24 protein-coding genes are annotated in these 26,402 nt (G+C 79.7%); 14 read left to right on the forward strand and 10 right to left on the reverse strand.

Annotation, left to right across the window (positions count from 1 at the left end; all coding sequences use genetic code 11):
- Nucleotides 1-160 precede the first annotated feature (160 nt).
- The gene (locus AB8M62_RS14920) at nt 161-937 is read left to right on the forward strand and encodes a YflT domain-containing protein (protein WP_373694958.1); all 777 of its coding nucleotides are present in this window, start codon (nt 161-163) and stop codon (nt 935-937) included.
- A 61-nt stretch (nt 938-998) separates the two neighbouring features.
- Here the strand turns inward: AB8M62_RS14920 and AB8M62_RS14925 are convergent, their stop codons facing one another.
- On the reverse strand, nt 999-2,522 hold the full coding sequence (locus tag AB8M62_RS14925; RefSeq protein WP_373694959.1) for an aminopeptidase P family protein: 1,524 nt from the start codon (nt 2,520-2,522) through the stop codon (nt 999-1,001).
- 192 nt (nt 2,523-2,714) lie between these two features.
- On the opposite strand from AB8M62_RS14925, the gene AB8M62_RS14930 reads away from it, so the two are divergent.
- The 3 genes from AB8M62_RS14930 (at nt 2,715) to AB8M62_RS14940 (ending at nt 4,947) form a co-directional block, all read left to right on the forward strand.
- On the forward strand, nt 2,715-3,392 hold the full coding sequence (locus tag AB8M62_RS14930; protein WP_369056347.1) for a DUF6758 family protein: 678 nt from the start codon (nt 2,715-2,717) through the stop codon (nt 3,390-3,392).
- Nucleotides 3,393-3,481: 89 nt separating this feature from the next.
- The gene (locus AB8M62_RS14935) at nt 3,482-4,345 is read left to right on the forward strand and encodes a PHP domain-containing protein (RefSeq protein WP_369056346.1); all 864 of its coding nucleotides are present in this window, start codon (nt 3,482-3,484) and stop codon (nt 4,343-4,345) included.
- Nucleotides 4,342-4,947 (forward strand): MarC family protein, encoded by a 606-nt coding sequence (locus AB8M62_RS14940; RefSeq protein WP_369056345.1) that lies wholly within the window; start codon nt 4,342-4,344, stop codon nt 4,945-4,947. Before AB8M62_RS14935 ends, AB8M62_RS14940 begins: the two co-directional genes overlap by 4 nt.
- A gap of 9 nt (nt 4,948-4,956) precedes the next feature.
- Here AB8M62_RS14940 and AB8M62_RS14945 read toward each other — a convergent pair whose 3' ends face one another.
- The 3 genes from AB8M62_RS14945 to AB8M62_RS14955 all read right to left on the reverse strand — a co-directional run bounded on the left by AB8M62_RS14945 (nt 4,957) and on the right by AB8M62_RS14955 (nt 8,184).
- The gene (locus tag AB8M62_RS14945; RefSeq protein WP_369056344.1) at nt 4,957-5,715 is read right to left on the reverse strand and encodes a hypothetical protein; all 759 of its coding nucleotides are present in this window, start codon (nt 5,713-5,715) and stop codon (nt 4,957-4,959) included.
- A 72-nt stretch (nt 5,716-5,787) separates the two neighbouring features.
- A complete protein-coding gene (locus AB8M62_RS14950; RefSeq protein WP_369070073.1) occupies nt 5,788-7,617 on the reverse strand; it encodes a DEAD/DEAH box helicase in 1,830 nt (609 codons plus the stop codon).
- A 342-nt stretch (nt 7,618-7,959) separates the two neighbouring features.
- On the reverse strand, nt 7,960-8,184 hold the full coding sequence (locus AB8M62_RS14955) for a DUF3107 domain-containing protein (protein ID WP_369056348.1): 225 nt from the start codon (nt 8,182-8,184) through the stop codon (nt 7,960-7,962).
- A 162-nt stretch (nt 8,185-8,346) separates the two neighbouring features.
- Between AB8M62_RS14955 and AB8M62_RS14960 the strand changes: the two genes are divergently transcribed.
- The 5 genes from AB8M62_RS14960 to AB8M62_RS14980 all read left to right on the forward strand — a co-directional run bounded on the left by AB8M62_RS14960 (nt 8,347) and on the right by AB8M62_RS14980 (nt 17,635).
- Entirely contained in the window at nt 8,347-9,189 is an 843-nt protein-coding gene (locus AB8M62_RS14960; RefSeq protein WP_369056342.1) for a DUF3152 domain-containing protein, read from the forward strand.
- Between the two features lie 87 nt (nt 9,190-9,276).
- Nucleotides 9,277-9,723 carry an MGMT family protein gene (locus AB8M62_RS14965; protein ID WP_369056341.1) on the forward strand — a complete coding sequence of 149 codons (447 nt, stop codon included), beginning with the start codon at nt 9,277-9,279 and terminating at the stop codon, nt 9,721-9,723.
- A complete protein-coding gene (locus tag AB8M62_RS14970) occupies nt 9,720-10,661 on the forward strand; it encodes a methylenetetrahydrofolate reductase (RefSeq protein WP_369056340.1) in 942 nt (313 codons plus the stop codon). Before AB8M62_RS14965 ends, AB8M62_RS14970 begins: the two co-directional genes overlap by 4 nt.
- A gap of 93 nt (nt 10,662-10,754) precedes the next feature.
- Nucleotides 10,755-14,078, forward strand: coding sequence for an ATP-dependent helicase (locus tag AB8M62_RS14975; protein WP_369070074.1), 3,324 nt, complete (start codon nt 10,755-10,757; stop codon nt 14,076-14,078).
- Complete coding sequence (locus tag AB8M62_RS14980) at nt 14,075-17,635, forward strand: ATP-dependent helicase (RefSeq protein ID WP_369070075.1); 3,561 nt, start codon at nt 14,075-14,077, stop codon at nt 17,633-17,635. Before AB8M62_RS14975 ends, AB8M62_RS14980 begins: the two co-directional genes overlap by 4 nt.
- 44 nt (nt 17,636-17,679) lie before the next feature.
- Here AB8M62_RS14980 and AB8M62_RS14985 read toward each other — a convergent pair whose 3' ends face one another.
- On the reverse strand, nt 17,680-18,528 hold the full coding sequence (locus AB8M62_RS14985; protein WP_369056337.1) for an endonuclease/exonuclease/phosphatase family protein: 849 nt from the start codon (nt 18,526-18,528) through the stop codon (nt 17,680-17,682).
- On the reverse strand, nt 18,525-19,442 hold the full coding sequence (locus tag AB8M62_RS14990; RefSeq protein ID WP_369056336.1) for a macrolide 2'-phosphotransferase: 918 nt from the start codon (nt 19,440-19,442) through the stop codon (nt 18,525-18,527). The genes AB8M62_RS14985 and AB8M62_RS14990 overlap by 4 nt, the downstream gene beginning before the upstream one ends.
- 114 nt (nt 19,443-19,556) lie before the next feature.
- Between AB8M62_RS14990 and nudC the strand changes: the two genes are divergently transcribed.
- Nucleotides 19,557-20,555, forward strand: coding sequence for an NAD(+) diphosphatase (nudC, locus tag AB8M62_RS14995; RefSeq protein ID WP_369056335.1), 999 nt, complete (start codon nt 19,557-19,559; stop codon nt 20,553-20,555).
- Between the two features lie 64 nt (nt 20,556-20,619).
- Here the strand turns inward: nudC and AB8M62_RS15000 are convergent, their stop codons facing one another.
- Both AB8M62_RS15000 and AB8M62_RS15005 read right to left on the reverse strand, forming a co-directional pair.
- Nucleotides 20,620-21,282, reverse strand: coding sequence for a nucleoside/nucleotide kinase family protein (locus AB8M62_RS15000; RefSeq protein ID WP_369070076.1), 663 nt, complete (start codon nt 21,280-21,282; stop codon nt 20,620-20,622).
- Between the two features lie 40 nt (nt 21,283-21,322).
- A complete protein-coding gene (locus AB8M62_RS15005; RefSeq protein ID WP_369056333.1) occupies nt 21,323-21,577 on the reverse strand; it encodes a mycoredoxin in 255 nt (84 codons plus the stop codon).
- Between the two features lie 166 nt (nt 21,578-21,743).
- Here AB8M62_RS15005 and AB8M62_RS15010 point away from each other — a divergent pair, with 166 nt between their 5' ends.
- The 4 genes from AB8M62_RS15010 to AB8M62_RS15025 all read left to right on the forward strand — a co-directional run bounded on the left by AB8M62_RS15010 (nt 21,744) and on the right by AB8M62_RS15025 (nt 25,006).
- Entirely contained in the window at nt 21,744-23,852 is a 2,109-nt protein-coding gene (locus AB8M62_RS15010; RefSeq protein WP_369070077.1) for an ATP-dependent DNA helicase UvrD2, read from the forward strand.
- Nucleotides 23,853-24,027: 175 nt separating this feature from the next.
- Nucleotides 24,028-24,261 (forward strand): hypothetical protein, encoded by a 234-nt coding sequence (locus AB8M62_RS15015; RefSeq protein ID WP_369056331.1) that lies wholly within the window; start codon nt 24,028-24,030, stop codon nt 24,259-24,261.
- Between the two features lie 110 nt (nt 24,262-24,371).
- Nucleotides 24,372-24,740 carry a WhiB family transcriptional regulator gene (locus tag AB8M62_RS15020; protein ID WP_369056330.1) on the forward strand — a complete coding sequence of 123 codons (369 nt, stop codon included), beginning with the start codon at nt 24,372-24,374 and terminating at the stop codon, nt 24,738-24,740.
- A 26-nt stretch (nt 24,741-24,766) separates the two neighbouring features.
- The gene (locus tag AB8M62_RS15025) at nt 24,767-25,006 is read left to right on the forward strand and encodes a hypothetical protein (RefSeq protein WP_369070078.1); all 240 of its coding nucleotides are present in this window, start codon (nt 24,767-24,769) and stop codon (nt 25,004-25,006) included.
- 23 nt (nt 25,007-25,029) lie between these two features.
- Here the strand turns inward: AB8M62_RS15025 and AB8M62_RS15030 are convergent, their stop codons facing one another.
- Both AB8M62_RS15030 and AB8M62_RS15035 read right to left on the reverse strand, forming a co-directional pair.
- Nucleotides 25,030-26,070, reverse strand: coding sequence for a TOMM precursor leader peptide-binding protein (locus AB8M62_RS15030; protein ID WP_369070079.1), 1,041 nt, complete (start codon nt 26,068-26,070; stop codon nt 25,030-25,032).
- A 131-nt stretch (nt 26,071-26,201) separates the two neighbouring features.
- Nucleotides 26,202-26,360, reverse strand: a complete 159-nt coding sequence (locus AB8M62_RS15035; protein ID WP_369053671.1) for a DUF5679 domain-containing protein — start codon at nt 26,358-26,360, stop codon at nt 26,202-26,204.
- Nucleotides 26,361-26,402 lie beyond the last annotated feature (42 nt).

The raw sequence follows: 26,402 nt of genomic DNA on the forward strand, positions 1-26,402 counted from the left end.
CCGGGCCCCCCCCCCCCCCCCCCCCCCGCCGGACCCGCCCCACCACCCCCCCCCCCCCCCCCCCCCCCCCCCCCCCCCCCCCCCCCCCCCCACGCCGCCCCAGGGGGAGGCGATCGGGCGCTACGGCACCTACGCGGAGGCGCAGCGCGCCGTCGACTTCCTGTCCGACGAGCAGTTCCCCGTGCAGAACGTCACCATCGTGGGCACCGGCCTGCAGATGGTCGAGCGGGTGACCGGGCGCCTGACGTACGCGCGCGCCGCCGGTGCCGGGGCCGCCTCCGGCGCCTGGTTCGGCCTGCTCATCGGCCTGATGCTCTCCGTCTTCGGCAACGCCGGGACGCCCGGGCTGCTGACCGGCCTGCTCATCGGCGCCGGCTTCGGCATGCTCTTCGGCGTCATCTCCTACGCCCTGACCGGCGGGCGCCGCGACTTCACCTCCGCCAGCCAGATCGTGGCGGGGGAGTACACCGTCCTGTGCCAGCCGCAGATGGCCCAGCAGGCGCGGCAGGTGCTGTCCAAGCTGCCCAACGGCTTCGGCCGCGAGGGCGCGCCCGGCCCCGGGGAGCAGCGCTCGCCGTGGCAGGCGCCGCCCCCGCCGCCCGCCGGCCCGGAGGGTCCCGGCTCCCGCTGGGGCGCGCCCTCGGGGCAGTGGGCCCCGCCGCCGCCCGGGTCCGGCCCGGCCGGTGCGCCGCCGCCCCCGCCGGCCCCCTCCGGCGCCTCGCCCGCGAGCGCGACGGCCACCGGGCCGGAGCGCGAGCCGGAGGTGCAGCACGACCTGTCCGGCCCGACCTACGCCGAGAAGGTCGCCGAGCAGCGCCGCGCCCGCCGCGAGGCCGAGCAGCGCGCCCGCGAGGAGGCCGACGCCGGTGGGGCCGGCGCGGCCGGTGACCGGCCCGTCGGGGGCGGGGGGCCGGACGAGGGGCGCGAGCAGCGCTGACGCGCGCGGGGGCGGGAGACCCACCGGGTCCCCCGCCCCCGCGCGTGCCCCGGTGGTCCGCTCAGCCGCGCAGCGAGGCCATCCACGCCTCGACGGCGTCCGGGTCGCGCGGCAGCGCGGCGGTGAGGTTCTCCACCCCGTCCTCCGTCACCAGCACGTCGTCCTCGATGCGCACGCCGATGCCGCGCAGCTCCGCGGGCGCCAGCTCGTCCTCCGCCTTGACGTACAGGCCCGGCTCGATGGTGAAGACCATCCCGGGGCGCAGCTCGGCGTCCAGGTACATCTCCCGGCGCGCCTGCGCGCAGTCGTGCACGTCCAGGCCCAGGTGGTGGCTCGTGCCGTGCGCCATCCAGCGCCGGTGGTACTGCCCCTCCGGGTCCAGGGACGCCTGCGCGTCCACCGGCAGCACGCCCCACTCGGCCAGGCGGTGGGCGATCACCCGCATCGCCGCCTCGTGCACGTCGCGGAAGCGCACCCCGGGGCGGGCGGCGGCGAAGGCCGCGTCGGCCGCCTCCAGCACGACCTCGTAGACGCGCCGCTGCGCGGGCGTGAAGCGACCGTCCACGGGCAGCGTGCGGGTCACGTCGGCGGTGTAGAGGGAGTCGACCTCCACGCCGGCGTCCAGCAGCAGCAGGTCACCGGGCCGCACCGGGCCGTCGTTGGTGATCCAGTGCAGGGTGCAGGCGTGGTCGCCGGCCGCGGAGATCGTCTCGTAGCCCACGCCGTTGCCGCGCACGCGCGCCGTGCCGTCGAAGGCCGCCTCCACGACGCGCTCGCCGCGCGGGTGGCCGACGGCGGCGGGCAGGGCGCGCACGACCTGCTCGAAGCCCTCGACGCTGGCGGCCACCGCCTCGCGCAGCTGGGCGACCTCCCACGCGTCCTTGACCAGCCGCAGCTCCGACAGCGCCGTGACGAACTCGTCGTCGGCGCGCTCCAGCGCCTCCGCGTCCGGGTCGCGCAGGGGCTCCAGCAGGGACGTCACGGCCGGGTCGGCGTCGGGCACCACGCGCGTGCCGGCCGAGCCGGCGGCCGCGACCGCGAGGTCGTCGGCCATCGCGGCCACGTCGCGCACCTCCAGGCCCGTCGTCGCCGACAGCGACGCCAGGCCCGGGCGCGGGCCCACCCACAGCTCGCCGTAGCGGGCGTCGGCGTAGAACTCCTCCGCGTCGCGCGGGGCCTGCGGGCGCAGGTACAGCAGCGCCCGGTGCTCCCCGCCGGCCGAGGGGTCCAGCACGAGGACGGCGTCCGGCTCGCGGTCGGTGCCCAGGCCCGTCAGGTGCGCGAAGGCCGAGTGCGGGCGGAAGCGGTAGTCGGTGTCGTTGGAGCGGCGCACCAGGGGCCCGGCGGGCACCACGAGCAGCTCGCCGGGGAAGAGGGCGCCCAGCGCCCGGCGGCGCTGCGCCGCCCAGCGCGACGGCTCGGCCAGCCGGTCGTCCTCGGGCGGGCGCGGGCCCCAGCCCTGGGCGATGAAGCGGCGGAAGGCCTCCGAGCGGGGGGTGGTGCGGTGGGACTTCGGGTCCTCCCCGGCCTCCTGCGCGGCGCCGGGGGAGGCCACCGCGGGCGGCACCGTCTCGGGCGCGGCCACGACGGGCTCCGCGGCCCCGTCGGGGGAGGCGGTCGGGGCGTCGGGGTGCGTCGTGCTGGTGTCCACCGCCCCATCATCCCCCCGCGGGCGGTGCGGGGCGGAGCGGTGGGCCGCGCGGTCGCGCACGCACCGGTGTGCACCCAGCGTGACCGCTCTGTTGACGGCGCGGGTGGCGGCGGGGCACGGTGGAGCATGGGTGGTACGGCGTTGTGCCCCCGCTGCGACGGCGCGGTGCGGGCACCCAGCATCTGGCACAGCTCGGCGACCTGCGCCGCCCACGGCGAGGTCGTCCCCCTGCAGCCGCCCCTGCCGGCGGACGCCGACCACCTGCGCTGGGTGGCCGAGCGCTCCGACGTGCCGGTGTGGGTGCCCTGGCCCCTGCCGACGGGCTGGCTCCTGACCGGCACCCGCTGCGTGCGCGACGAGCGGCACGACGCCCAGGCCGTCGCCGTGGCCGTCAGCGGCCCGCGCAGCGCCGCCCCCGGCGGCCCGCCCGGCCTGGCCGAGCTCCTCCTGGTCGCCGAGCAGCCGGGCACCGGGCTGGGCGCGCACCTGGCCGGGCTCAGCGACGTCGACCCCGGCGAGGACCCCTGCCGCGGCGCGCCCGCCGCGCGCGTGCACGCCGACGACGCCGCCGCCCCGCTGTGGACCGTGGCCCGCGACGCCGAGCGCACGGTGCTCGTCGGCGAGGCCGGGGGGGTCTGGCTGTGGGTGCTGCTGTGGCCCGGCGCGGGTGCCGGGCCCGAGCCGCGCGAGGTGCTGGAGGACCTGCGGCTGGTCGACCTGCGCGACCCCGCGCACGCCCTGGACCTGCCCTGCGGGGCGCTGTCGCCGCGGGTGCGCTGGGAGGCCGCCGGCGTCGGCGCCTGAGCCCGCTCCCGGCCGCGCGTCCCCGGGCGCGGGGGCGTCGGCGCAGGTCAGAGCCGGAGGACCCCGCGCCAGGCCGTACGATCGACGCCGTGCGCATCGACCTGCACACCCACTCCAACGCCTCGGACGGCACGCAGCCGCCCGCGGACGTCGTCGACTCCGCCGCCCGCGCGGGGCTGGACGTCGTGGCCCTGACCGACCACGACACCCACGCCGGCTGGGACGACGCGCTGGCCGCCGGCGAGCGCCTCGGGGTGCGCGTGGTGCCCGGGGTGGAGATCAGCTGCCTGCGCGGCGGGGTGTCGGTGCACCTGCTGTCCTACGGCCACGACCCGCACGACACCCACCTGGGCGCGATGCTGGGCGCCTCCCGCACCTCCCGCGAGACGCGGGCGCGCCGGATGGTCGAGCGCCTGGGCCCGGTCACGGGCCTGAGCTGGGAGGACGTGCTCGGCCAGGTCCACGGCGACGCCACCATCGGGCGCCCGCACATCGCCGACGCGCTCGTGGCCGCCGGGGTCGTCGCCGACCGCGACGAGGCCTTCGGCACGCTGCTGTCCGGCCGCAGCCCCTACTTCGTCCCGCACACCGCGCCCGACCCCGTCGAGGCCGTGCGCCGCGTCGTGGCCGCCGGCGGGGTGCCGGTCCTGGCGCACCCGGCCGCCTCCAAGCGCGGCAGCTGCATCACCGACGCCGACGTCGAGACGATGGCTGCCGCCGGGCTGGCCGGCCTGGAGGTCGACCACCGCGACCACTCCGACGCCGAGCGCGCGCACCTGCGCGACGTGGCCCGGCGGCTGGACCTGCTGACGACGGGGTCCAGCGACTACCACGGCACGGGCAAGCGGAACCGGCTGGGCGAGAACACGACCGACCCGGACGTCCTGCAGGCGCTGGACCGGGCGCTGGAGCAGCGGCGGACCGCGAGCGCCGGGCGGGCCCGCGGCGCGTGAACCTGCAGCTGTTCGGCGAGACCTTCGTCACCCTGTTCGTGATCATGGACCCGGTCGGCACCGTGCCGATCTTCCTCGGCCTGACCAGCCCCTTCACCGCCCGCCAGCGCGTGCGCGCCGCCCGCCAGGCCGTCCTCGTCGCCCTCGGCGTCATCGTCGCGTTCGCCGTGTTCGGCCAGCAGATCCTGGACTACCTGTCCATCAGCCTGCCCGCCCTGCAGGCCGCCGGCGGACTGCTGCTGCTGCTCGTCGCGCTGGAGCTGCTCACCGGCAAGAGCGACGAGCCGACCTCCAGCGTCGGCACCAACGTGGCGCTGGTGCCCCTGGGCACCCCGCTGCTCGCCGGGCCCGGCGCCATCGTGGCGACCATGGTCTTCGTCCAGCGCTCGGAGACCACCGCCGACCACGTCGCCGTGGCGGCCGGCATCGTCGCCGTGCACGTCACCCTGTGGCTGTCCATGCGCTTCGCCGGCCTGGTGCACCGCGTCCTGGGGCAGAGCGGCGTCCTGCTCGTCACCCGCGTCGCGGGTCTGCTGCTGTCGGCGATCGCCGTGCAGCTGGTCGCCGACGCCGTGCGCGCGTTCGTCACCGGCGAGGGCTGAGCCCCCCGGTCACCGCGCGCGCCCGCGTCCGGTGCCCCCGCCCGCCGCGAGGGCCGCGGCCGCCCACCGCGCCAGCTCGGCGCGGGCCTCCTCGGCGGTGGCGGCGGCCGGCGCGGGCAGCCGGGCGCGGGCCCAGCCGGGCAGCACGTGCGGGGCCAGGCGCGCCGCGCGCGCCCAGCCCGGGTCGGGCCCGCGGGCGCCCGCCAGGGCGGCGCCCGGCAGGCGCGGGCCGGCGGCGGTCGCCTCGACGTCGGCCCGCACCGCCTCCAGCACGGCGTCCACCGCCGCGGGCGAGGCGGGCAGCTCGTCGGGCTCGGCGCCCAGCAGCACGCCGACGGCCACCTCCTCGCGCACCCAGCGCTCGGCGACCCCGCGCCCCGGCGCCGAGCCCGCCGCGGCGGCCGTCGCCAGCGCGCAGCTGACGCGCAGCGCGTGGCGGGCGCCGTGGACGGCGGAGGGGTCGTGCACGGCGGGCACCGGGAAGAGGGCCAGGGCCCGCTCGCGGGCGGCCAGCACCAGGGCGCGAGCCGGGTCCTCGCGGCGCGCCCGCACCAGCCGCGCGGTGTCCCGCACGCGCTGCCACGGCGTGCGCGGGTCCCCGGCCGACACCGCGCCCAGCACCGGGTGGACCTCCTCCACGGCGGCCGCCGCCAGCAGGGCCACCTCCAGGAGCACCGGGGCGCGCAGCACGGCCGACGCGTCCGGCCGGGGCAGCACGAGCGGTCCCGGGACCCGGGCGCCCGGACCGGACGGGGGCTGGTGCGGCACCCGACCAGCGTCGGGTCGGGCACGGGTGATCGCAGCCCGGCGCGCGGCGGGAGCCGCCGCGCGCCGGCCCGCTCAGGCTCCGGCCGCGTCCTGCGGGCTCGCGCCGTCCCCGGCGTCCTGCGCCGCCGGGGTCCCGGCCCCGCGGCGCCGGCGCCGGCGGCGGGGTGCGGTGTCCGCGCCGGTGTCCGCGCCGGTGTCCGCGCCGGTGTCCGCGCCGGTGTCGGCGTCCGCGGGGGCCTCGGCGCTGTCGCCGCCCTCGCCGGGCCGGGCCGCGCCGTCCGCGCTCACCGACTGCCCGCTGCGGGTGCGCCGGCGGCGACGCGGCCGGCGGGCCGAGCCCTCCGAGCCCTCCGGGACCTCGGAGCCGTCGGCGCCGTCCGGGGTGCCGTCGGGGGTGTCCTCCGCGGTGGCCGTCGCGGTGGCCCGGGCCGGACCGCCGGCGTCCCCGCCGCGGTCGCGACCGCGCCCGCGACCACCCCGGTCCTCCTCGCCGCCGCGGGCACCGCCGCGCCGCCCGCCGCGCCGGCCCTTGGCCGCGCCGACCTCGCCGAGGTCCTCGACCTCCTCGGCGTCCAGACCGGCCCGCGTGCGCTGCGCTCGGGGCAGGCGGCCCGTCGTGCCCTCGGGGATCCGCAGGTCCTCGAACAGGTGCGGGGAGCTGGAGTACGTCTCGACCGGCTCCCCGAAGCCCAGGCTCAGCGCCTTGTCCACCAGCGCCCAGCGCGGCAGGTCGTCCCAGTCCACGAACGTCACCGCGGTGCCCGTGTTGCCCGCCCGGCCGGTGCGGCCGATGCGGTGCAGGTACGTCTTCTCGTCCTCGGGGCACTGGTAGTTCACGACGTGGGTGACGTCCTCCACGTCGATGCCGCGCGCGGCGACGTCGGTGGCCACGAGGACGTCCACCTTGCCGGTGCGGAACGCGCGCAGCGCCTGCTCGCGCGCCCCCTGGCCCAGGTCACCGTGGATGGAGGCCGCGGCGAACCCGCGCTCGGCCAGCTGCTCGGCCACCGAGGCGGCGGTGCGCTTGGTGCGGCTGAAGACGATCGTCAGCCCGCGGCCCTCGGCCTGCAGGAGGCGGGAGAGCAGCTCCACCTTGTCCAGCGCGTGCGTGCGGTACACGAACTGGGTGATCGCGGCCACGGTGGCGCCGTCGTCGGTGGGGTCCACCGCGCGGATGTGCGTGGGCTGGCGCATGTACGAGCGGGCCAGGGCCACGACGGCGCCGGGCATGGTCGCCGAGAACAGCATCGTCTGGCGGGCCGGGGAGGTCTGGCCCAGCAGGCGCTCCACGTCGGGCAGGAAGCCCAGGTCGAGCATCTCGTCGGCCTCGTCGAGCACCGCGCACGTGACGTGCGACAGGTCCAGGTGGCGCTGCTGCGCCAGGTCCAGAAGGCGGCCCGGCGTGCCGACGACGACGTCGACGCCGCGCGCCAGCGCCTCGATCTGGGGCTCGTAGGCGCGGCCGCCGTAGACGGTGAGGATGCGCGCGCGCCGCACGCGGCTGGCGGTCTCCAGGTCACCGGCCACCTGCACGGCCAGCTCGCGGGTCGGCACGACCACGAGGGCCTGCGGCTTGCCGGGGGCGGCCAGCCGCTCGTACGCCTCCTCGCCGGGCACCGCGGTGCGCTGCAGCAGGGGGATGCCGAAGCCGAGCGTCTTGCCCGTGCCGGTCTTGGCCTGGCCGATGATGTCGTGCCCGCTCAGCGCCACCGGCAGGGTCATCGCCTGGATGGGGAACGGGGTGGTGATGCCGGCGCCGGCCAGCGCGCTGACGATGCGCTCGTCGACGCCGTGGTCGGCGAAGGAGGGGGCGGGCCGCTGCGGCGCGGCGGCGCCCTCGACGCCGTCGGTGGCGCCCGCGGTGGTGTCCGGCGCGTCGGGGGTGCTGGTGTCGGTGGTCATGCGTCTCCCTGGCAGGGGCGACGGCGCAGGCGCACCCCTCGCGCTGGTGCGGCGTCCGGTGCGTGCGGGAGGTCCGTCCCGCGGGACGCGGTCCGGTGGCCCGGGTCGTGGACCCGGCCCCGGACCGGGGCGGTGCGCGCTGCCGCGTCGCGGCGGTCGGCAGCCGATCGTGACTGGCGACCGGGCAACCATGAACGCACCCATGGTAACCGCGGACCCGGTCGCGGGTGGCGAGGCCCGCCGGGGGCCGGGTGCGCGAGGAGGGGGCGGTCCCGCGGGACCGCCCCCTCCCCGCACCGCTCCCGCGGCGCCACCACCGCCCCGGCGGGCCGGGGCCGCGCGTCAGGACAGGCCGAAGCCGACCTTGCCGCGCTCGGGCGCGCCGACGTCCACGTAGCCCAGCGAGGCGACCGGCACGACGAGCAGGCGCCCCTTCTCGTCCTGCAGCTGCAGCGTCGACCCCGAGGACAGCGCCTCGGCGACGGCCGCCTGGACCTGCTCGGCGGTCTGGGCCGACTCGAACACCAGCTCGCGCGCCACGTTCTGCACGCCGATCCGAACCTCCACGCTGTCCTCCACGTCGCTCGAGCGCTCGGCCCGCCGATCGGCGGGCGGCATCGCGTCGAGGCTAACCGGGCCCGCGGCGCGAGCCCCCGCCGGTTCGCCGCGAGCGGACGCGCCGGGGCCGGGCGCTGGGCGCCGCCCGCCGTCGCTGGCACCCTGGGCCCCGTGCCGACCACCACCCCCGCGCGCCCCGCGGTGCGCGCGGCCGCCGCGCTCGCCGCGAGCGTCCTCCTCCTCACCGGCTGCTCCAACGTGGCGGACCCGGAGGCCGGCGCGGGCGCGCCGAGCGCGGCCGCCGGGACCGCCCCCGCCGACGCGGGCGCCGACGGGAGCGGCACCGCCGGCCCCGCGGAGGCGGCGGGCGGCGACGAGGTCGCGGGCGAGGCCCCGGCCAGCTCCGCGCCCGAGCCGCCGCCCGAGCTGCCGCCCGGCGTCACCCTGGCCGACACGGCCGCGGGCGTCCTGAGCCGGGAGGTCCCGCCCAGCGGCAGCGGGGAGCTGAGCACCGTGCCGGGGTCCGTGCCGGCGCCGCCGTCCGCGCGCGTGCGCACGCTGCGCGTCGAGGTCGAGCGCGACCTGCTCGACGCCGGCCTCGTCGACGGCGCGCGCTTCGCCGACTTCGCCCTCGCCACGCTCAACGACCCCCGCGGCTGGGGCGCCGGCGGCGCGCTGAGCTTCGAGCGCACCGACGGCGACGCGGAGTTCCGCCTCGTGCTGGCCACGCCCGAGACGTCCGCCCGGCTGTGCGCGCCGCTGCAGACCTTCGGGCGCCTGTCGTGCCGCAACGGCGACGCGGCGGTCCTGACCGACCTGCGCTGGGTCGAGGGCATCCCCGACTACGGCGAGGACCGCACCGGCTACCGGCAGTACCTCGTCAGCCACGAGGTCGGTCACCTCCTGGGCCACGGGCACGAGCCCAACCCCGGGCCCGGGCGCCCGGCGCCGGTGATGATGCAGCAGAGCAAGGGCCTGGACGGCGCGCTGCCCAACCCCTGGCCGAACCCCTGACCCACCCCTGCCCCGGCCGGCGTCCGCGCGGTGCGGCCCCGCCCGTCCCGGCACGCCCGCACCGCCCGCGGCTGGCACGCTGCCCCGGTGAGCCGGTCCCGCCCGCCCGACCCCGCGCCGCCGTCCGCGTCCCCGCCGCTGCCCCCGCCGTCGCTGCCGGAGCGCGCCGAGGAGGTGCTCGACGTCGTGGCGGCCGTGCCCGCCGGGCGCGTCCTCACCTACGGCGACGTCGCCGAGCTGGTGGGGGACCGCGGCCCGCGGTTCGTGGGCGCGGTGCTGCGCCGCTTCGGCGGGGACGTGCCCTGGTGGCGGGTGCTGCGCGCCGACGGCAGCGCGGCCGAGCCGCTGGCCGCCCGGGCGGTGCAGCGCTGGCGCGCCGAGCGGGTGCCGCTGCGCCGCGACGACGCCGACCCGCGCGCGGTCCGCGTCGACCTGGCGCGGGCCCGCTGGGACGCCGCGCCCCTGCTCGGCGAGCCGGCCGCCGGGGCGGTCCGGGGAGCGGTCCCGGGGACGGCCCGGGGGGCCGCCCGGTGAGCGGCGCCCTCGACGCCGGCGCGCGTCCCGGCCCGCCCGGTCCCGCGGCCCCCGCGGTCCCGCTCGGCGACGTCCTGCGCGCGGCCCGGCGCCGCTTCTCCGTGGAGCTGTCCCCGCCGCACGACGAGGCCGGCGCCGCCCGGCAGTGGGAGGCGGTGCGGCGGCTGGAGCGGCTGCGGCCGGTGTTCGCCTCCGTCACCTACGGCGCGGGCGGCGGCGACCAGGACGGCACCGTCGAGCTGGCGGGCCGGCTGCGGGACGGGACGGGCGTGCGGCCGCTGGCCCACCTGACGGCCGTCGGGCAGCCGGCGGACGCGCTGCGCGAGGTGCTGCGGCGGTTGCGCGCGGCGGGCGTGGGCGACGTCCTGGCGCTGCGCGGGGACCCGCACGGCGACCCGCGCGCGCCGTGGCGCCCGCACCCGGGCGGTCTGCAGCACGCCGACCAGCTCGTGCGGCTGGCGCGGGCCGAGGGGGCCGTGTCCGTCGGCGTCGCGGCCTTCCCGCTGGGTCACCCCGAGTCGCCCGACCTGGACTCCGACACCCGCCACCTGGCCGGCAAGCTGCGCGCGGGCGCCGACTTCGCGATCGCGCAGCTGTGCTTCGACGTGGAGGAGTTCCTGCGGCTGCGCGACCGGCTGGCGCGCACCGCGCCGGACCTGGCGGGGGTGCCCGTGCTGCCCGGGCTGCTGCCGGTGACGAGCCCGCGGGTGCTGGAGGTGACCCGCCGGCTGACCGGCGACCACGAGCCGTCGTGGCTGCAGCGGCGGCTGGCGCCCCTGCTGGACGACCGCGGCGCCTTCCGCGAGGAGGGGCTGGAGGTCGCCCTGGAGGCCGGGCAGCGGCTGCTGGCGGAGGGCGAGCAGGTGCTGCACCTGTACTCGCTGAACTCCTCCGGCGCCGTGGAGCGCCTCGTCGGCGAGCTGGGCCTGGCCGGCTGACGGGCCGCCCGACGGGCCGGCCGACGAGCCGGCCGGTGGCGGGCGGCGCGCGGTGCGGCGAGGTGTGTCGGAGGCGTGTGGTGGCATGAGCGGGTGCTGCTGGAGGACGTCCCCGACCGGACGGGCGGGCGGCCGGGCCGGGAGGACGCGGGACGCCCGCGCGGCGCCCGGCCGGTGCCCGCGCTGCTGCGCGCGGTGCGCCCGGCGCACCCGCGGCTGGACCCCGACCCGGCGCAGGAGCGAGTGCTCGCCACCCGGCCCGGTTCCGGCCCGCTCGTGCTGCTGGGCGCCCCGGGCACCGGCCGCACGACGACGCTGCGCGAGCTGGTCGCGCGCCGCGTGGAGCGCGACGGCCTGGACCCGGACCGCGCGCTGGTCCTGGCCCCCTCCCGCGTCGAGGCCGGCCGGCTGCGCGACGAGCTGTCGGCGCGGCTGCGGCGCACGGCCGGGCAGCCCGCGGCCCGCACCCCGCAGTCGTGGGCGTTCGGCCTGCTGCGGCTGGTCCACGCCCGCGAGGGCGCGCCCCCGCCGCGGCTGATGTCCGGCGCCGAGCAGGACGCCGTGCTCGCCGACCTCCTCGCCGGGCACCTGGCGGCCACCGCGCCGGAGGACGAGCGCGCCCCCGACGCCGAGGACGTGCCCGTGCCGCCGTGGCCGGCGGACGTGCCCCGCTCGGCGTGGGGGCTGCGCAGCTTCCGGAACGAGCTGCGCGACCTGACGATGCGCGCCGTCGAGCGCGGCACCACGCCGGCCGAGCTGGCCGACCTGGGCCGGCGCACCGGCCGCGGCGAGTGGGTGGCCGCCGCCTCGGTGCTGGCCGAGTACCAGGGCGTCAACGCCCTGGGCCGGGCCGAGGCCTACGACCCGGCCGGGGTCGTGGACGAGGCCGTCGCCCGGCTGCTGGCCGACCCGGAGCTGCTGGCCGCCGAGCGCGGCCGCTGGGACCTGGTGGCGGTGGACGACGCCCACGAGCTGTCCGAGGCCGGGCTGCGCCTGCTGGAGGTCGTGGCCGGCGGCGGCCGCGACCTGCTGCTGACCGCGGACCCGGACTCGGTGACGCAGGGCTTCCGCGGCGCCGACGCCCGCGCGGCCGCCGAGCTGCCGTCCCGCTTCCCGCTCGCCGGCTCCGCGCCCGCACCCGTCGTGGTGCTGGGCACCGGCCACCGCCAGGCCCCGGCCCTGCGGGCCGTCACCGCCCGCGCCGCGGCCCGCGTCGGCGCCCTGGGCGGGGCGCCCCAGCGCGCCGCCGTCCCCGCCGAGCGCACCCGCGCCGCCGGGGAGGGGCGGGTGGACGTCGCGGTGCTGCCCTCGGTGACGGCCGAGGCGGCCTGGACGGCCCAGCGGCTGCGCCGCCGGCACCTGCTCGACGGCGTGCCGTGGCACGAGATGGCCGTCCTCGTGCGCTCGGCCGGGTCCACGTCGGCGCTGCGCCGCGCGCTGCAGGCGGCCGGGGTGCCGCTGGCCGTGCCCCTGGCCGAGGTGCCCGTGCGCGACGAGCCGGCGGTGCGCCCGCTGCTGCTGGCGCTGGAGGTGGTCCTGCGCCCGGCGCGCCTGGACCCGGACACCGCCCGCGACCTCGTCACCTCCCCCCTCGGCGGCGCCGACGTCGTCGCGCTGCGGCGCCTGCGCCAGGTCCTGCGCCGCGCGGAGCTCGCCGCGGGCGGCGGGCGCGGCAGCGACGCCGTCCTGGCGGCCGTCCTGGCCGACCCGGCGCGGGCCGAGCGCTCCGACGCCGCGTTCCTGGCCGCCGCCGAGGGCACCGCGGAGGAGGCCCCCCTGCGCCCCGCCCTGCGGGTGGCCGCCGTGCTGGACGCCGGCCGCGCCGCCGCCGCCGAGCACGGCGCGAGCGCCGAGACGGTCCTGTGGGCGCTGTGGGCGGCCTCCGGGCTGGGCGAGCGCTGGCAGCGCTCGGCCCTGGCCGGCGGGGTGGACGGCGCGCGCGCCGACCGCGACCTGGACGCCGTGCTGGCGCTGTTCGAGGCCGCCGGCCGCTTCGTGGACCGCTTCCCCGGCGCCGGCAGCGCCGAGCGCTTCCTCGACGACCAGCTGCGCGCCGAGGTCCCCTCGGACACCCTCGCCGAGCGCGCCCCGGACACCGGCGCGGTGACGCTGACGACCCCGCAGGGCGCCGTGGGCCGCGAGTGGGACGTCGTCGTGGTGTGCGGGGTGCAGGAGGGCGTGTGGCCCGACCTGCGCCTGCGCGGCTCCGTGCTGGGCGCGCAGGACCTCGTCGACGTCCTGCAGGGCCGGGACACCGGCCCCGCGGGGGCGCGCCGCGCCGTCCTGGACGACGAGCTGCGCCTGTTCCACGTCGCCGTCTCCCGCGCCCGCCGCGAGCTGACCGTCACCGCGGTGCGCGACGAGGACGAGCGCCCCTCGGCGTTCCTGGACCTCGTCGACCCGCCCGACGCCCGAGCGCCGCGGGCCGCGGACGGCGAGCGGCCGCTGGCGGCCGTGCCCCGCGCCCTGACCCTGCCCGCCCTGGTGGCCCGCCTGCGCCAGGTGCTGTGCGCGCCGCCGGGCGCCGAGCCGCAGGAGCGGCGCGCCGCGGCCGCCCGCCACCTGGCCCGGCTCGCCGCGGCCGGCGTGCCCGGCGCCGACCCGGACGACTGGTACGGGGTGGGCGGCGTGAGCGACGAGGCGCCCGTGCGCGAGCCCGGCGCCGAGGTGCCCGTCTCGCCCTCGCGGGTGGAGGCGTTCGAGCGCTGCGGGCTGCGCTGGCTGCTGGACGCGGCCGGCGCGCGGCGCGCGGACTCCACCGGCCAGTCGCTGGGCACGCTGGTGCACCGCGTCGCGGCCGAGCTGCCCGACGCCGACGCGGCGGCCCTGCGCGCGCGGCTCGCCGCCCTGTGGCCGACGCTCGGGCTGCCCGCGGGCTGGGTGGCCGACACCGAGCGCCGCCGCGCCGAGCGGATGCTCGACAAGCTGGCCGCCTACCACCGCTCCAGCCGCGACGCCGGCCGCGAGCTGGTGGGCGTCGAGCAGGACGTGGACGTGCGCCTGGGCCGGGCGCGCGTGCGCGGCCGCGTGGACCGCCTGGAGCGCGACGCCGACGGCCGCCTGGTGGTCGTCGACCTCAAGACCGGCCGCGGCCAGCCGCCCGCCGCGGAGATCCCCCGCAACCCGCAGCTGGGGGTCTACCAGGTGGCCGTGTCGGCCGGCGGCGCCGAGGCCGGCGGGGCCGCCCTCGTGCAGCTGGGCGGCACGCAGCGCACCGCCCCCGAGCAGCGCCAGCCGGCGCTCGCGGAGGACCCGGAGCCCTCGTGGGCGGTGGACCTGCTGCAGCGGGCCGCCGACGGCATGGCGGGCGCGCGCTTCGAGGCGGTCGTGGGCCCGCACTGCGCCTCCTGCCCCGTGCGCAGCAGCTGCCCCGCGCAGGACCCCGGCCGCAGCGTGTGCGAGGAGGTGGCCCGGTGAGCGCCGGGACGACGTCGGAGCCCGTGGAGCGCGCCGGTGGCCCGGTGGGCGGCGCGCGCGCCGCGCGCCCGCTCCTGGGCGCCGTGGAGATCGCGGACCTGCTGGGGCGCCCGCGGCCCACCCCCGAGCAGGTGGCCGTCGTCGAGGCGCCCGTCGAGCCGCTGCTCGTGGTCGCCGGCGCGGGCTCGGGCAAGACGGAGACGATGTCCTCGCGGGTGGTGTGGCTCGTCGCCAACGGCTTCGTCGCCCCCGAGGAGGTCCTCGGGCTGACGTTCACGCGCAAGGCCGCCGGGGAGCTGGCCGAGCGCGTGCGCCGCCGCCTGCGGGCGCTGCGCGCCGCCACCGGCGCGCCCGCCGCCCACGCCCCCCACGGGTCGCGCGCGCCGCACGACCCCCACACCCCCCACGGCGGTGCGGAGGCCGAGGGCGAGCCGGTGGTGTCCACCTACCACGCCTACGCGGCCTCGCTCGTGGTCGACCACGGCCTGCGCCTGGGCGTCGAGCCGCGCTCGGTGGTGCTCTCGGACGCGGGCGCCTGGCAGCTGGCCTCCGACGTCGTCGAGCGCTGGCGCGGCGACCTGCCCGACGTGGACGCCGCCCCGTCCACCGTGGCCCTCGCGCTGCTGCAGCTGGCCGGCGAGTGCGCCGAGCACCTGGTCGGCGAGGACGACCTCGCGGCCTTCGTCACGAGCACCGAGGCGCGGGTGCTGGCCCTGCCGCGCGACGAGAAGGCCCTGGCGCGCGGGGGGCTGCCCGGTGCCCCCTACGCGGAGGTGGGCAAGGCGCTGGCGTCGCTGCGCGCGCGCCGCTCGCTGGTGCCGCTGCTGCGCGAGTACACCCGCCGCAAGCGCGACGCCGAGCAGCTGGACTTCGGCGACCAGGTGGTCCTGGCCGCCCGCCTGGCCCGCGAGGTGCCCGCGGTGAGCGCCACCGAGCGCGCCGCGCACCGCGTCGTGCTGCTCGACGAGTACCAGGACACCAGCTACGCGCAGCTGGCCCTGCTGCGCGCCCTCTTCGGCGACGGCCACCCGGTCACCGCGGTCGGCGACCCCCACCAGTCCATCTACGGCTGGCGCGGGGCCAGCGCGGGCAACCTCGTCAGCTTCCCGGCGCACTTCCGGCGCGCCGACGACACCCCGGCGCCGGTGCGCCCGCTGGCGACGAGCTGGCGCAACGACGAGTCGGTGCTGGCCGTCGCCAACGCCGTCGCGGCGCCCCTGACCGCGGGCGCGGACGGTGACGCCGGCGACGGCGGGCTGGTGCGCCTGCGCGCCCGCCCGGGCGCCGGTCCGGGCCGGGTGCGCACCGCGTTCGCGGCGACGGTGGAGGAGGAGGCGGCCGAGGTCGCCGCCCGGCTGGCCGAGGTGTGGGCGGCCGACCGGCCCGAGGGCGGCGCGGGCGGCGGGGGTGCCCCGGGCGGGCGCACCCCGCGGACCGCGGCCGTGCTGTGCCGCAAGCGCAGCCAGTTCCCGGCCCTGCAGCGGGCGCTGCGCGCCGCCGGGCTGCCCGTGGAGGTCGTCGGCCTCGGCGGCCTGCTGTCCACGCCCGAGGTGGTCGACGTCGTCGCCACCCTGCACGTGCTGCACGACCCCGGCCGCGGCGACCACCTCGCCCGGCTGCTCACCGGCGCCCGCTGGCGGCTGGGCCCGCGGGACCTGGACGTGCTGGGCGAGTGGGCGCGCCGCCTGCAGCGGCGGCGCACCTCCCCGGCCGCCCCCGACGACCCGGACGACCCCGACGGGCCCGGTGGAGCCGACCGCCCGTCCGCGGGCGCGGGGGACGAGCCGGTCGTGCTGCCCGACGAGGTGGAGACGGCCAGCCTCGTCGAGGCGCTGGACGAGCTGCCCCCGCCGGGCTGGCGCACCGCCGACGACCGCGGGCTGTCGCCCGAGGCGCACCGCCGGCTGGCCCGGCTGGCCGGCCAGCTGCGCCACCTGCGCTCGCGCACCCACCTGCCGGTGGCCGACCTCGTCGGCGAGGTCGAGCGGGCGCTGCTGCTGGACGTGGAGGTCGCCGCCCGCCCGGGCGCGACGCCCGGCCGGGACCGCGCCCACCTCGACGCGCTCGCCGACGCGGCCGCCTCGTTCGCCGCCTCCTCCCAGCGGCCGGGTCTGGGCGGGTTCCTGTCCTGGCTGGACGCCGCGGAGGTGCGCGAGCGCGGCCTGGAACCGGGTGCCGCGGACGTGTCGCAGGACGCCGTCCAGCTACTGACCGTGCACGCCAGCAAGGGCCTGGAGTGGGACGTCGTCGCCGTGCCGGGCCTGGTCGAGGGGGTGTTCCCGGCCGCGGGGGAGACGTCCGGCGGGTGGCTGGGGGGCTCCTCGGCGCTGGGGGTGCTGCCGTACCCGCTGCGCGGCGACCGCGCCAACCTGCCGCGCTGGGACCTGGACGGCAGCGCGACGCAGAAGGAGCTGGAGGAGGCCCGCAAGGAGTTCCGCGCCGCCTGCGGCGCGCACGAGCTGGCCGAGGAGCGCCGCCTGGCGTACGTCGCCCTCACCCGCGCCAAGGAGGAGCTGCTGCTGTCGGGCGCGTGGTGGGACGACGCGGCCGCCCCGCGCACCCCCTCGCGCTTCCTGCGGGAGGTCCTCGACGCCCCGCCCGGCGCGGTGCCCGGACTGGTGAGCCTGCCGCCCGCGCCCGCCCCGGAGGAGGGCGCGCCCAACCCGCGCACCGCCGAGCCGCAGCGCGTGGCCTGGCCCGCGGACCCGCTCGCCGGCCGGCGCACGGACGTCGAGGCCGGGGCCGCCGCCGTGCGCTCCCTGCTGCGCGACGCGGCGGGCGGCGCGCAGGCCGCCGGGGAGACCGCCGGGGAGACCGCCGGGGAGACCTCCGGGGAGACCTCCGGGGAGGCCGCGCGGTGGGCGGAGCAGGTCGAGCTGCTGCTGGGCGAGCGCGAGCGCTCCCGGCGCGCGCCCGGGGTGCTGCTGCCCGCGCACCTGTCCGCCTCCCGCCTGGTCTCGCTGGCCCACGACGCCGACGCGCTGGCCCTGCAGCTGCGCCGGCCCGTTCCGGGGCAGCCGCGCCCGGCGACCCGGCGCGGCACGGCGTTCCACGCCTGGCTGGAGCAGCGCTTCACCGCCAGCAGCCTGCTGGACCTGGTGGACCTGCCCGGCGCGGCCGACGAGGACGCCGACGAGGACGCCGACCTCGCGGCCCTGCAGCGCCGCTTCCTCGCCTCGGAGTGGGCCGAGCGCGACCCGGTGGCCGTGGAGGTGTCCGTGGAGACGCCCGTGGCGGACCTCGTGGTCCGCGGCCGCGTCGACGCCGTCTTCCGCACGACCGGGCGCGACGCCGACGGGCGCGAGCGCGTCCGCTGGGACGTCGTGGACTGGAAGACCGGCCGCCCGCCGCAGGGCGCGGCCGCCCGCGCCCGCGACGTGCAGCTCGCCGTGTACCGGCTGGCGTGGTCGCGCTGGCGGGACGTGGACCTCGCCGACGTCAGCGCGGCGTTCTTCTACGCGTCCACCGGCGAGACGGTCCGGCCCGTGGACCTGCTGGGCGCCGCGGACCTCGAGGCGCTGGTCCTGTCCGTGCCCGAGGCCACCGGCGAGGTCTGAGACCCGCGCGGGCGGGGGCACGGGCGCTCAGGGGGCACGGGCGCTCAGGGGGAGGGCGTCTCCAGCTCCACGACCAGCCCCAGGTGGTCGCTGCCGCCGACGCGGTGCGCGCCCGCCGCGCGCACCGGCCAGGTCAGCCCGTCGGCGAGGACGTGGTCCAGCTGCACGCGCGGGTCCGGGGCGGGGAACGTCGGCGCGGTGACCAGCGGTGTCATCCCGCTCAGCGGCTGCGCCGCCGCGGGCGGCAGGTTCAGGTCGCCCAGCAGGAACAGCGGCCGCGGGAACGGTGCCAGCCACCGGCGCACCGCGAGCAGCTGGCGCACCGAGCTGGGCGGGCTGAACGACAGGTGGGTGCCGACCACCGTGAACGGCCCGGCCGGGCCGGTCAGGACCGCGGCGACCGCGACGCGCGGCTCGTCGGGGATCCACACCAGCCGCGGCCCGCGCGCGGGCGCCGGCAGCAGCAGCGGCAGCCGGGCGCGGCCGGCCCCCAGGCGCAGCTCGTCGACCCGCTCCACGGGCAGGCGGGTCAGCAGCGCGGTGCCGTAGGACGGCTCGGCCGGGTCCGTGGCGGTTGCCGGGCGCAGGTCCCCCGGGTGGCCGGGGGTGCCGTGGACGGTGGCGGTGAAGCGGTGCCACCAGTCCTCGCCGGGCGTGCGGCGCGCGCAGGCCGCCGCGACGAGCGCCGTCTGGTCCACCGCCCCCGAGCGCGGCAGCAGGTGGTCGACCTCCTGCAGGGCGACGACGTCGGCGGCCAGGTCGGCGACGGCCTCCGCCAGCCGGTCGGCGGCGTACCCGCCGCCGGGGGTGTCCCGGCCCGAGGCGCCGTTGACGGTCGCCAGCCGCAGCCGCGCGGCCCGCGCGCCCCCCGCGCCTCCCGAGGTCCCCGTCACGAGCCGAGCGGTGCCGCGTCGGCGTGGGAGTCCAGCTCGTCGAGCATCCGCCGGGCGTCCTCGACGACCTCCTCGTCCTCGGTGCGCAGCCCCAGCAGCAGCCAGCGGGCCAGGGCCAGCTCCCCGGCCAGGCGGGCCCGCACCAGCAGGTCCGGGTCGGGAGCCTCCACCCGCGCGTGGGCGTACGCCTCCAGGACGGACTCCAGCGCGTCCGGCTCGGCGCCCACCGCCAGCCAGGCGAAGTCGTCGGCGGGGTCGGCGACCTTGGCGTCCACCCAGCCCAGCACGCCGGTCAGCCGTTCGCCGTCGGTGCGCACGTGCTCGGCGACCAGGTCGCCGTGCACGGGGGTGGCGGCGAAGCGCCAGCGCGCGACGTCCTCCATCGCCGCCTCCCAGCGCGTCAGCAGCCGCGGGGGCACGAAGCCGGTGGCGGCCGCCCGGTCCAGCTCGGACAGCCGCCGGCGCCGGTACTCCTCGGCGTCGTAGACGGGCACGCCGGCGTCGGCGAACAGCGCCGCGTCCAGCTGGTGCACGGCCGCCAGCGCCCTGCCCACCGAGGCCGCCAGGCCGGGACCGGGCCGCAGGTCGTGCGGTTCCAGCGGCACCCCGGGCAGCTCCCGGTGCGCGACGCAGCGGCCCCCGTCGGGCAGGTCGACGGTGCCCACGACGGCCGGCACCGCGAACGGCACCCGTCCCTGCAGCCCGCGCAGCAGGCCCGTCTCGGCGTCCAGCGCGGCCGCGGCGGCGGTGCGCCGGGACGCCCGCACCGTCCAGCGGCCCTGCGCGGCGTCCACGACGACGGCCACGTCGAAGTCCGCCCCGTCGGCCTCCGCGCGGCCGCAGGCGACGACGTCCAGGCCGCGCACGGCGGCGGTCGCGAGCGCGGCGAGCTTCTGGGGGGAGCGGTCGGGCACGCGCCCACGGTATTGCCCGCCCCCGGACGGCGCCCGCGCCCGCCACCCCACGCCGTCACCCCGCCGCCACCCCGCCGCCGGGTGGGCGCACCCCCGCGCCCCTACAGTGCGCTGGTGAGCGCTCACCCCGACGTGACCACGGCCAAGGTGCCCCTGCCCACCGGCCCCCTGCGCGCGCTGGCCCTCTCGCGCCAGCAGCTGGACCGCGCCGGTGAGCGGCGCGGCGGCCAGGAGCTGCTGGAGCGGCTGTGGGCCTCCCCGGCCACCCGCGTGCTGCAGGTGCACGCGGGCCGCGCGCCCGTGGTGCCCACCCGCCGCGGCCTGGAGCTCGTGCTGCGCTCGCCGGTGGAGGTGCCCGCGCCCGGTCCGGACGACCTGCGCCTGTACCTGGGCACCGACGGCACCCTCGACTACGTCGCGGTGGTCTCCAGCGACGCCGAGCCGGAGAGCGCCGACGGGTCGGCCGGCGGGGAGGAGTGGCGGGGCCTGCGCGAGGTGGGCGCCGAGCTGGGCGCCCGGGACGCGGGGCTGTTCACCGAGGCCCTGTCGATGGGCAACTGGCACGCGGTGACGCGCTTCTCCCCGCGCACGGGCAAGGCGCTGACCGCCACCGCGGCCGGCTGGGTGAAGACGGAGCCGGACGGCAAGGAGCACTTCCCCCGCACCGACGCCGCGGTGATCATGGCGGTGGTGGCGCCGGACGACCGCCTGCTGCTGGGCCACCAGCCGGTGTGGCCGGAGAACCGGTACTCGGTGCTCGCCGGCTTCGTGGAGCCGGGGGAGTGCTTCGAGGACACGGTGCGCCGGGAGGCCTTCGAGGAGGCCGGGATCGTCGTGGGCGCCGACGCGGACGACGTCGTCTACCTCGGCAGCCAGCCGTGGCCGTTCCCCGCCTCGCTCATGGTGGGCTTCGCGGCCCGGGCGACGACGACGGACATCCGCGTCGACGGTGACGAGATCGCGCTGGCGCGCTGGTTCACCCGCGAGGAGCTGGCCGAGGAGGTCGCGGCCGGGCGGGTGCTGCCCCCGCCGGAGGTGTCGATCGCCCGCCGGCTCATCGAGGCGTGGTTCGGCGGCCCGCTGCCCGTCCCGGCCGGCGGCGAGTGGGCGTGACGCCCGCGCTCTGACGCCCGCGCTCTGACGCCCGCGCTCTGACGCCCGTGGTCGGCGTCCGGTCTCAGCCGGGGAGGACCTCGGCGGGGCGGCGCGGGTCCTCGCAGCGCAGGACGAGCACCCGCGGGCCGGCGCCCGGGTGCGGGCCGGTGGGCTCGGCGGCGCCGGTGGCGGCCAGCTCCTCGCAGTACAGGCGCCAGGCCCCCAGGACGCGCTCGGCCTCGTCCTCGCCGGCGCGGCGGCGCACCGCGGCGTCGGAGGTCAGCAGGTGCCAGACGGCGTCCAGGCCCCAGCGCACCTCGTCGCGCAGCAGGAAGGAGCCCGTCAGCAGCAGCACCGCCCCCGGCGGCACCGCCTCGCGGTCGGCGCGGGAGGAGCGGTCGCTGACCGGGTCGTACAGGGAAGGGACCCACGAGCGCTCCGCGCTCCCCGGGTCGAGGGGCTCGAGCACCTCGCGGTGCAGGCCGGCCACGTCCAGCCAGCCGGCCAGGTAGGCGTCGGGGTCGTCGCGGCCGTGCTCCAGGCGCAGCGAGCGGGGCCGCCAGAAGGCCGACCAGTCGGTGCGCAGCACCGGCCGCGCCTCCTCGCGCAGCGCCCGCTCGAGGTGGTCGGCGTACCAGGCGGTGTCCGCCGCGACGGCCCCGTCCACGCCGACGCGCGCCCCCGCGGGCAGCTCCCGCGCCCAGCGTCGCGCCAGCTCGGCGGGCGTGGTGGGGCGGAAGGGCACGGGGGAGCTGTCCGGGACGCGGTCGGCGGGGCGGGCGGGCTCAGACGCCCAGGCGGGACTTCACCTCGGCCAGCGAGGGGTTGGTCGCCGAGCTGCCGTCGGGGAAGAGCAGGGTCGGCACCGTCTGGTTGCCGCCGTTGACGCCCATGACGAACTCCGCGGCGTCCGGGACCTCCTCGATGTTGACCTCCGAGTAGCTGACGCCCTCGCGGTCCATCTGGCTCTTCAGGCGGCGGCAGTACCCGCACCAGGTGGTGGTGAACATCGTGACGCTGCCGGCGGCCGGAGCCTGCATGGTGACCTCTCCCTCGGGTGCGCGGCGCGGTCCGCGCCGCCAGCGGTGTCAACCGCGCCCGCCGCCGCGCTCTTCCCGGGTCCACAGCCGCGCCGGGCACCCGCTGCGCACACGCCGGGCGGGGCGGCCCGCCGCGGGCCCGGGAGTTGAGAGGATGGGGCTCGCCATGACGACCGCGCCCGCCACCCCCGCCCCCACCGCGGACTCCGTCCTCGACGGCCTGGACCCCGAGCAGCGCCAGGTGGCCACCACGCTCGACGGTCCCGTCTGCGTCCTCGCCGGTGCCGGGACCGGCAAGACGCGCGCCATCACCCACCGCATCGCCTACGGCGTCCACTCCGGCGCCTACGTGCCCAACCGGGTGCTGGCCGTCACCTTCACCGCGCGCGCCGCGGGGGAGATGCGCACCCGGCTGCGCGACCTCGGCGTCGCCGGCGTGCAGGCGCGCACCTTCCACGCCGCCGCGCTGCGCCAGCTGCAGTTCTTCTGGCCGCAGGCCGTCGGCGGGGCGCTGCCCCCGCTGGTGGAGCACAAGGCGCCGCTGGTCGCCGACGCCTGCAACCGGCTGCGGCTGCCCGCCGACCGGGCCCGGGTGCGCGACCTCGCCGCCGAGGTCGAGTGGACCAAGGTCATGCTCGTCGACCCCGACGACTACGTGCGCGCCGCCACCCGCGCCGGGCGCGGGGAGCCGGGCGGTCTGGACCTGGCGACCGTGGCCCGCCTGGTGCGCACCTACGAGGACGTCAAGAGCGACCGCGCGGTCATCGACTTCGAGGACGTCCTGCTGCTGACGGCCGGCGTCCTCGACGAGCGGCCCGAGGTCGCCGCCACGGTGCGCCAGCAGTACCGCCACTTCGTCGTCGACGAGTACCAGGACGTCTCCCCGCTGCAGCAGCGCCTGCTGGACCTGTGGACCGGCGGGCGCCAGGACCTGTGCGTGGTCGGGGACGCCAGCCAGACGATCTACAGCTTCGCCGGCGCCACCCCCGAGCACCTGCTCGACTTCCCCCGCCGCCACCCCGGCACCACGCTCGTCAAGCTCGTGCGCGACTACCGCTCCACGCCCGAGGTGGTCGGCCTGGCCAACTCGGTGCTCTCGCAGGCCACCGGCCGGCACGCGCGCGCCCGCCTGGAGCTCATCGCCCAGCGCCCCTCCGGCCCGCCGCCCAGCTTCACCGCCTACGACGACGACGTCGCCGAGGCCTCCGGCGTCGCCCACCGCATCGCCGCGGAGGTGCGCGCCGGCCGCTCGGCCAAGGACGTGGCCGTGCTCTTCCGCACCAACGGGCAGTCGCAGGCGCTGGAGGCGGCGCTGGCCGACGTCGGTGTCGGCTACGTCCTGCGCGGCGGGGAGCGCTTCTTCGCCCGCCGCGAGGTGCGCGACGCGCTGGTGCTGCTGCGCGGCGCCGCGCGCGCGGCCCTGCCCGGGCACGACCTGGGCGCCGAGGTGCGCGCCGTCCTGACCTCCGCGGGCTGGGCCGAGCGCCCGCCGGCCGGCGGGGGCGCCGTCCGCGAGCGCTGGGAGTCGCTGCAGGCGCTGGTGGTGCTGGCCGACGAGCTGGCGGAGAGCCGCCCCGGCGCCGGGCTCGCCGACCTGAGCGCCGAGCTGGAGGAGCGCGCCTCCGCCCAGCACGCCCCCACGGTCGACGGCGTCACGCTGGCCTCGCTGCACGCGGCCAAGGGCCTGGAGTGGGACGTCGTCTTCCTCGTCGGCGTCAGCGAGGGCCTGCTGCCGATCTCCTTCGCCGAGACGGCCGACGAGGTCGAGGAGGAGCGCCGCCTGCTGTACGTGGGCGTCACCCGCGCCCGCGAGGCCGTCCACCTGTCGTGGGCGGGGGCCCGCACCCCCGGCGGGCGCGCCGGGCGCAAGCCGTCGCGCTTCCTGGACGGACTGCGCCCGCAGACCGCCGGCGCGGGCCGCCGCTCCGGTGCGAACGCGACGTCGGGCACCTCGCGCCGCGGCGCGGTCGTCTCGCGCTGCCGCGGCTGCGGCGCCGTCCTCGCCGCCGGCGCCGAGCGCAAGACCGGCCGCTGCTCGAACTGCCCGCCCACCTACGACGAGGCGGTCTACGAGCGGCTGCGCGAGTGGCGCACCGGGGTGGCGCGCGCCGGAGCCGTCCCGGCCTACACCGTGTTCACCGACGCGACGCTCACCGCGATCGCCGAGGCCGCGCCCGAGGACCTCGACGGCCTGAGCCGGATCGCCGGCGTGGGCCCGGCGAAGCTGGAGCGCTGGGGCGCCGACCTGCTCGCACTGCTGCATCCCGACGACTGAGACCCGCTGCGCCGCAACGCCTGCGCCCGGACCGACGACGGTCCGCGCGCAGGTGCGCAGGACGCGCGGAAAAAACCGTTGTCCCGCGCCGCCCGGGCGCCCTACAGTCTGTGATCAGTCGCGCGGGAGGACCCGCGCCGCACGCGGGGAGGAGGGGATCACGGTGGAGAGCACGATGAGCACCGCGACGGGCGCGAACCCGTTCGAGCTGGTGGCCGCCGCGCCGCGCACCGCCGCGTCCGTCCCCGTCGCCGCCCCCGCGTCCCGCGCCTGGGAGCGCACCCGCGCGTCCATCGCCGCCCCCACCGGGGGACAGGTGCGTCCGCGCACGGGCGACGTGCGTCCCGGCCACCTCGCCACCCCCACCACCCCGCTCCGCGGGACCCCGACCTCCAGACCACCGGACTGACCTCACCGGTGCTCTCACGGCCGCGGATCCCGTACTCGGGTCCGCGGCCGTTCTGCGTCCGCGGGCCTCTCACCCGGCACGGCACCACCAGCACGAGAGAGACCCGAGCAGTGACGCAGCACCGCCACCCCGCCGCCCGCCCCGCCGCCCGCCCCGACGACCGACCGAAGGAGGTGAGCGGCGTGCAGCGCCGCCACCAGGCACACCCGACGGCCCGCCCGACGGCCCAGCGCCAGCGCCCGCAGGCACCGGCGTGCCGCCGCTACGACGCCGAGCTCTGGTTCGCCGAGAAGCCCGAGGACGTGGAGCTGGCCAAGGAGCTGTGCGCCGGCTGCCCGCTGGCCGCCGCCTGCCTGGCCGGCGCCCTCGAGCGCGCCGAGCCCTGGGGCGTCTGGGGCGGCCAGCTCGTGCTGGCCGGTGTCGTCGTCCCCCGCAAGCGGCCGCGAGGCCGTCCCCGCAAGCACCCCGTCGCCGCGTGAGCGCGGCCGGACCCAGGAGGAACACCGTGTCGTACGTCGAGGAGGCGCTCCTGCGCGAGCGCCTCGCCGAGCTGCACCGGCGCTCGGCCCGCGCGCGGCTGGCCCGCGCCGTGCGGGCCGAGCGCCGCGCCGAGGTGGCCGTCCGGCGCGCCGAGCGGCTGAGCGCGCTGGCCGCGTCCCGGCTGGCCGCCGTCGCGGCGGTCGCCGACCACGGCCCCGAGGTCGTCGACCTCGCCGGGGTCCGCGCCCTGCGCGCCGCTCGCTGACCCGCGGGCCGGCCGTCCCGGTCTCAGGGCGCCAGAGGCAGGTCGCCGCACCCGCACTGCGGGTGCGGCGACCACCGCCGCTGTTGCACCAGGCCCTCGGGCAGCAGCACCTCCAGCGTGCTGCCCACCGCGGTGGGCCGCGCCCCGTCCAGGTGGGCGAGGACCTGCAGCGCCGCCAGGCCCGCGACCGCACCGGCGGCCGCCACCGGTTCGCGCCGGGTGGCGGCCGGGGCGCGCACCAGCTGGTCGCGCACGGCCGGCCAGCCGGGGTCGGCGTCCGCGCGGTGCAGGTCCAGGCACAGCAGGCAGGCCGTGCGGCCCGGCAGCACGAGGGGACCGACGACCGCGTCGGAGTCGCGCAGCACCACCGACAGGTGCGGGACGCCGTCGGCCACGCACCCGGCGGCCGCCTCGGCGCGCGCGGCGTGGTGGTCGACGAGCACCACGAGATCCACGCCCGCGTTCCCGGCGGACCGGGCCGCCGGCCGGGCCGCGCCCTCCGGATCCTCCGTGCCCGCCGCGAGGTCCGCCCGCCAGCGCCGCGCGCCCTCCTCGGCCGCCGCACCGCGCCGCCGCCCCAGCGACGCCGCCGCGTGCGCGCCGGGCGCGAGGTCGTCCGGCCCGACGAGCCCCGGGTCCTCGACGACGACCCCGCCGACGCCCGCGGCCCCGAGCAGGGCCGCCAGCCCGGCGCCGGTGCGCCCCGCGCCGACGACCGCGACACCGCGCGCCGCCCGCGCCGCGCGCCGCTCCTGCTCGGGCACCGCGGGCAGCGCCCCCTCGGCCGCCAGGTGCGCGGCGAGCTCGCGCGCCCGGCGCGCCGCGGCCCGCGGGCTGCGGGTGCCGCCGGTGCGGGCGAGGTCCAGCAGCGCGAGCGCGTCCGCCTCGGCCAGCGGGCCCACCACGGTCCCGCTGCGCGGGGACGAGCCGACCTGCACCGCGCCCCCGGGCCGGACGGCCAGCGGGACGACGGCCCACGCGGGCACCGCCGGGCGCGCGGACGGGTCGGTCACGGACGGGTCGGGCGCGGGCGGGACGGTCTGCTCGGCGGGGGTGGGCGGCACGGCGTCACCCTGCCGGAGCAGCGCTCCCGCCGGCCGCCGCCGTCCACAGGCCCGGGTCCCGCGCGGGCCGGTGCGCCGGCCCGCGGGCCGCGACGGGGCGCCCCGCGCGCAGCCGCGGGCGCCCCGCGGCGTCAGGACGCCTTGCCGAGGATGCGGTTGAGGTTCGTCCCGCACACGGGGCACTGCCCCTTGGCCATGCGCCGGCCGTTGGTCTCCACGACCTGCCCCTCGGCCTCGCGCTTCTCCTTGCACTTCACGCAGTAGAACTCGCCCTGCCAGGTCTCGGCCACGGTGCCTCCTCTCGCGGGGCCCGCCGGCCCCCGGGCCGCGCC

The sequence above is a fragment of the Kineococcus terrestris genome (assembly GCF_041020755.1).
Classification (GTDB): Bacteria; Actinomycetota; Actinomycetes; order Actinomycetales; family Kineococcaceae; genus Kineococcus; species Kineococcus terrestris.

Bases quoted from the DNA above. Each gene is read 5' to 3' on its own strand.
- AB8M62_RS14930 (WP_369056347.1), top strand. From the start codon at position 2,715: ATGGGTGGTACGGCGTTGTGCCCCCGCTGCGACGGCGCGGTGCGGGCA.
- AB8M62_RS14950 (WP_369070073.1), bottom strand. From the start codon at position 7,617: ATGACCACCGACACCAGCACCCCCGACGCGCCGGACACCACCGCGGGC.
- AB8M62_RS15005 (WP_369056333.1), bottom strand. From the start codon at position 21,577: ATGCAGGCTCCGGCCGCCGGCAGCGTCACGATGTTCACCACCACCTGG.
- AB8M62_RS15010 (WP_369070077.1), top strand. From the start codon at position 21,744: ATGACGACCGCGCCCGCCACCCCCGCCCCCACCGCGGACTCCGTCCTC.
- AB8M62_RS15015 (WP_369056331.1), top strand. From the start codon at position 24,028: ATGAGCACCGCGACGGGCGCGAACCCGTTCGAGCTGGTGGCCGCCGCG.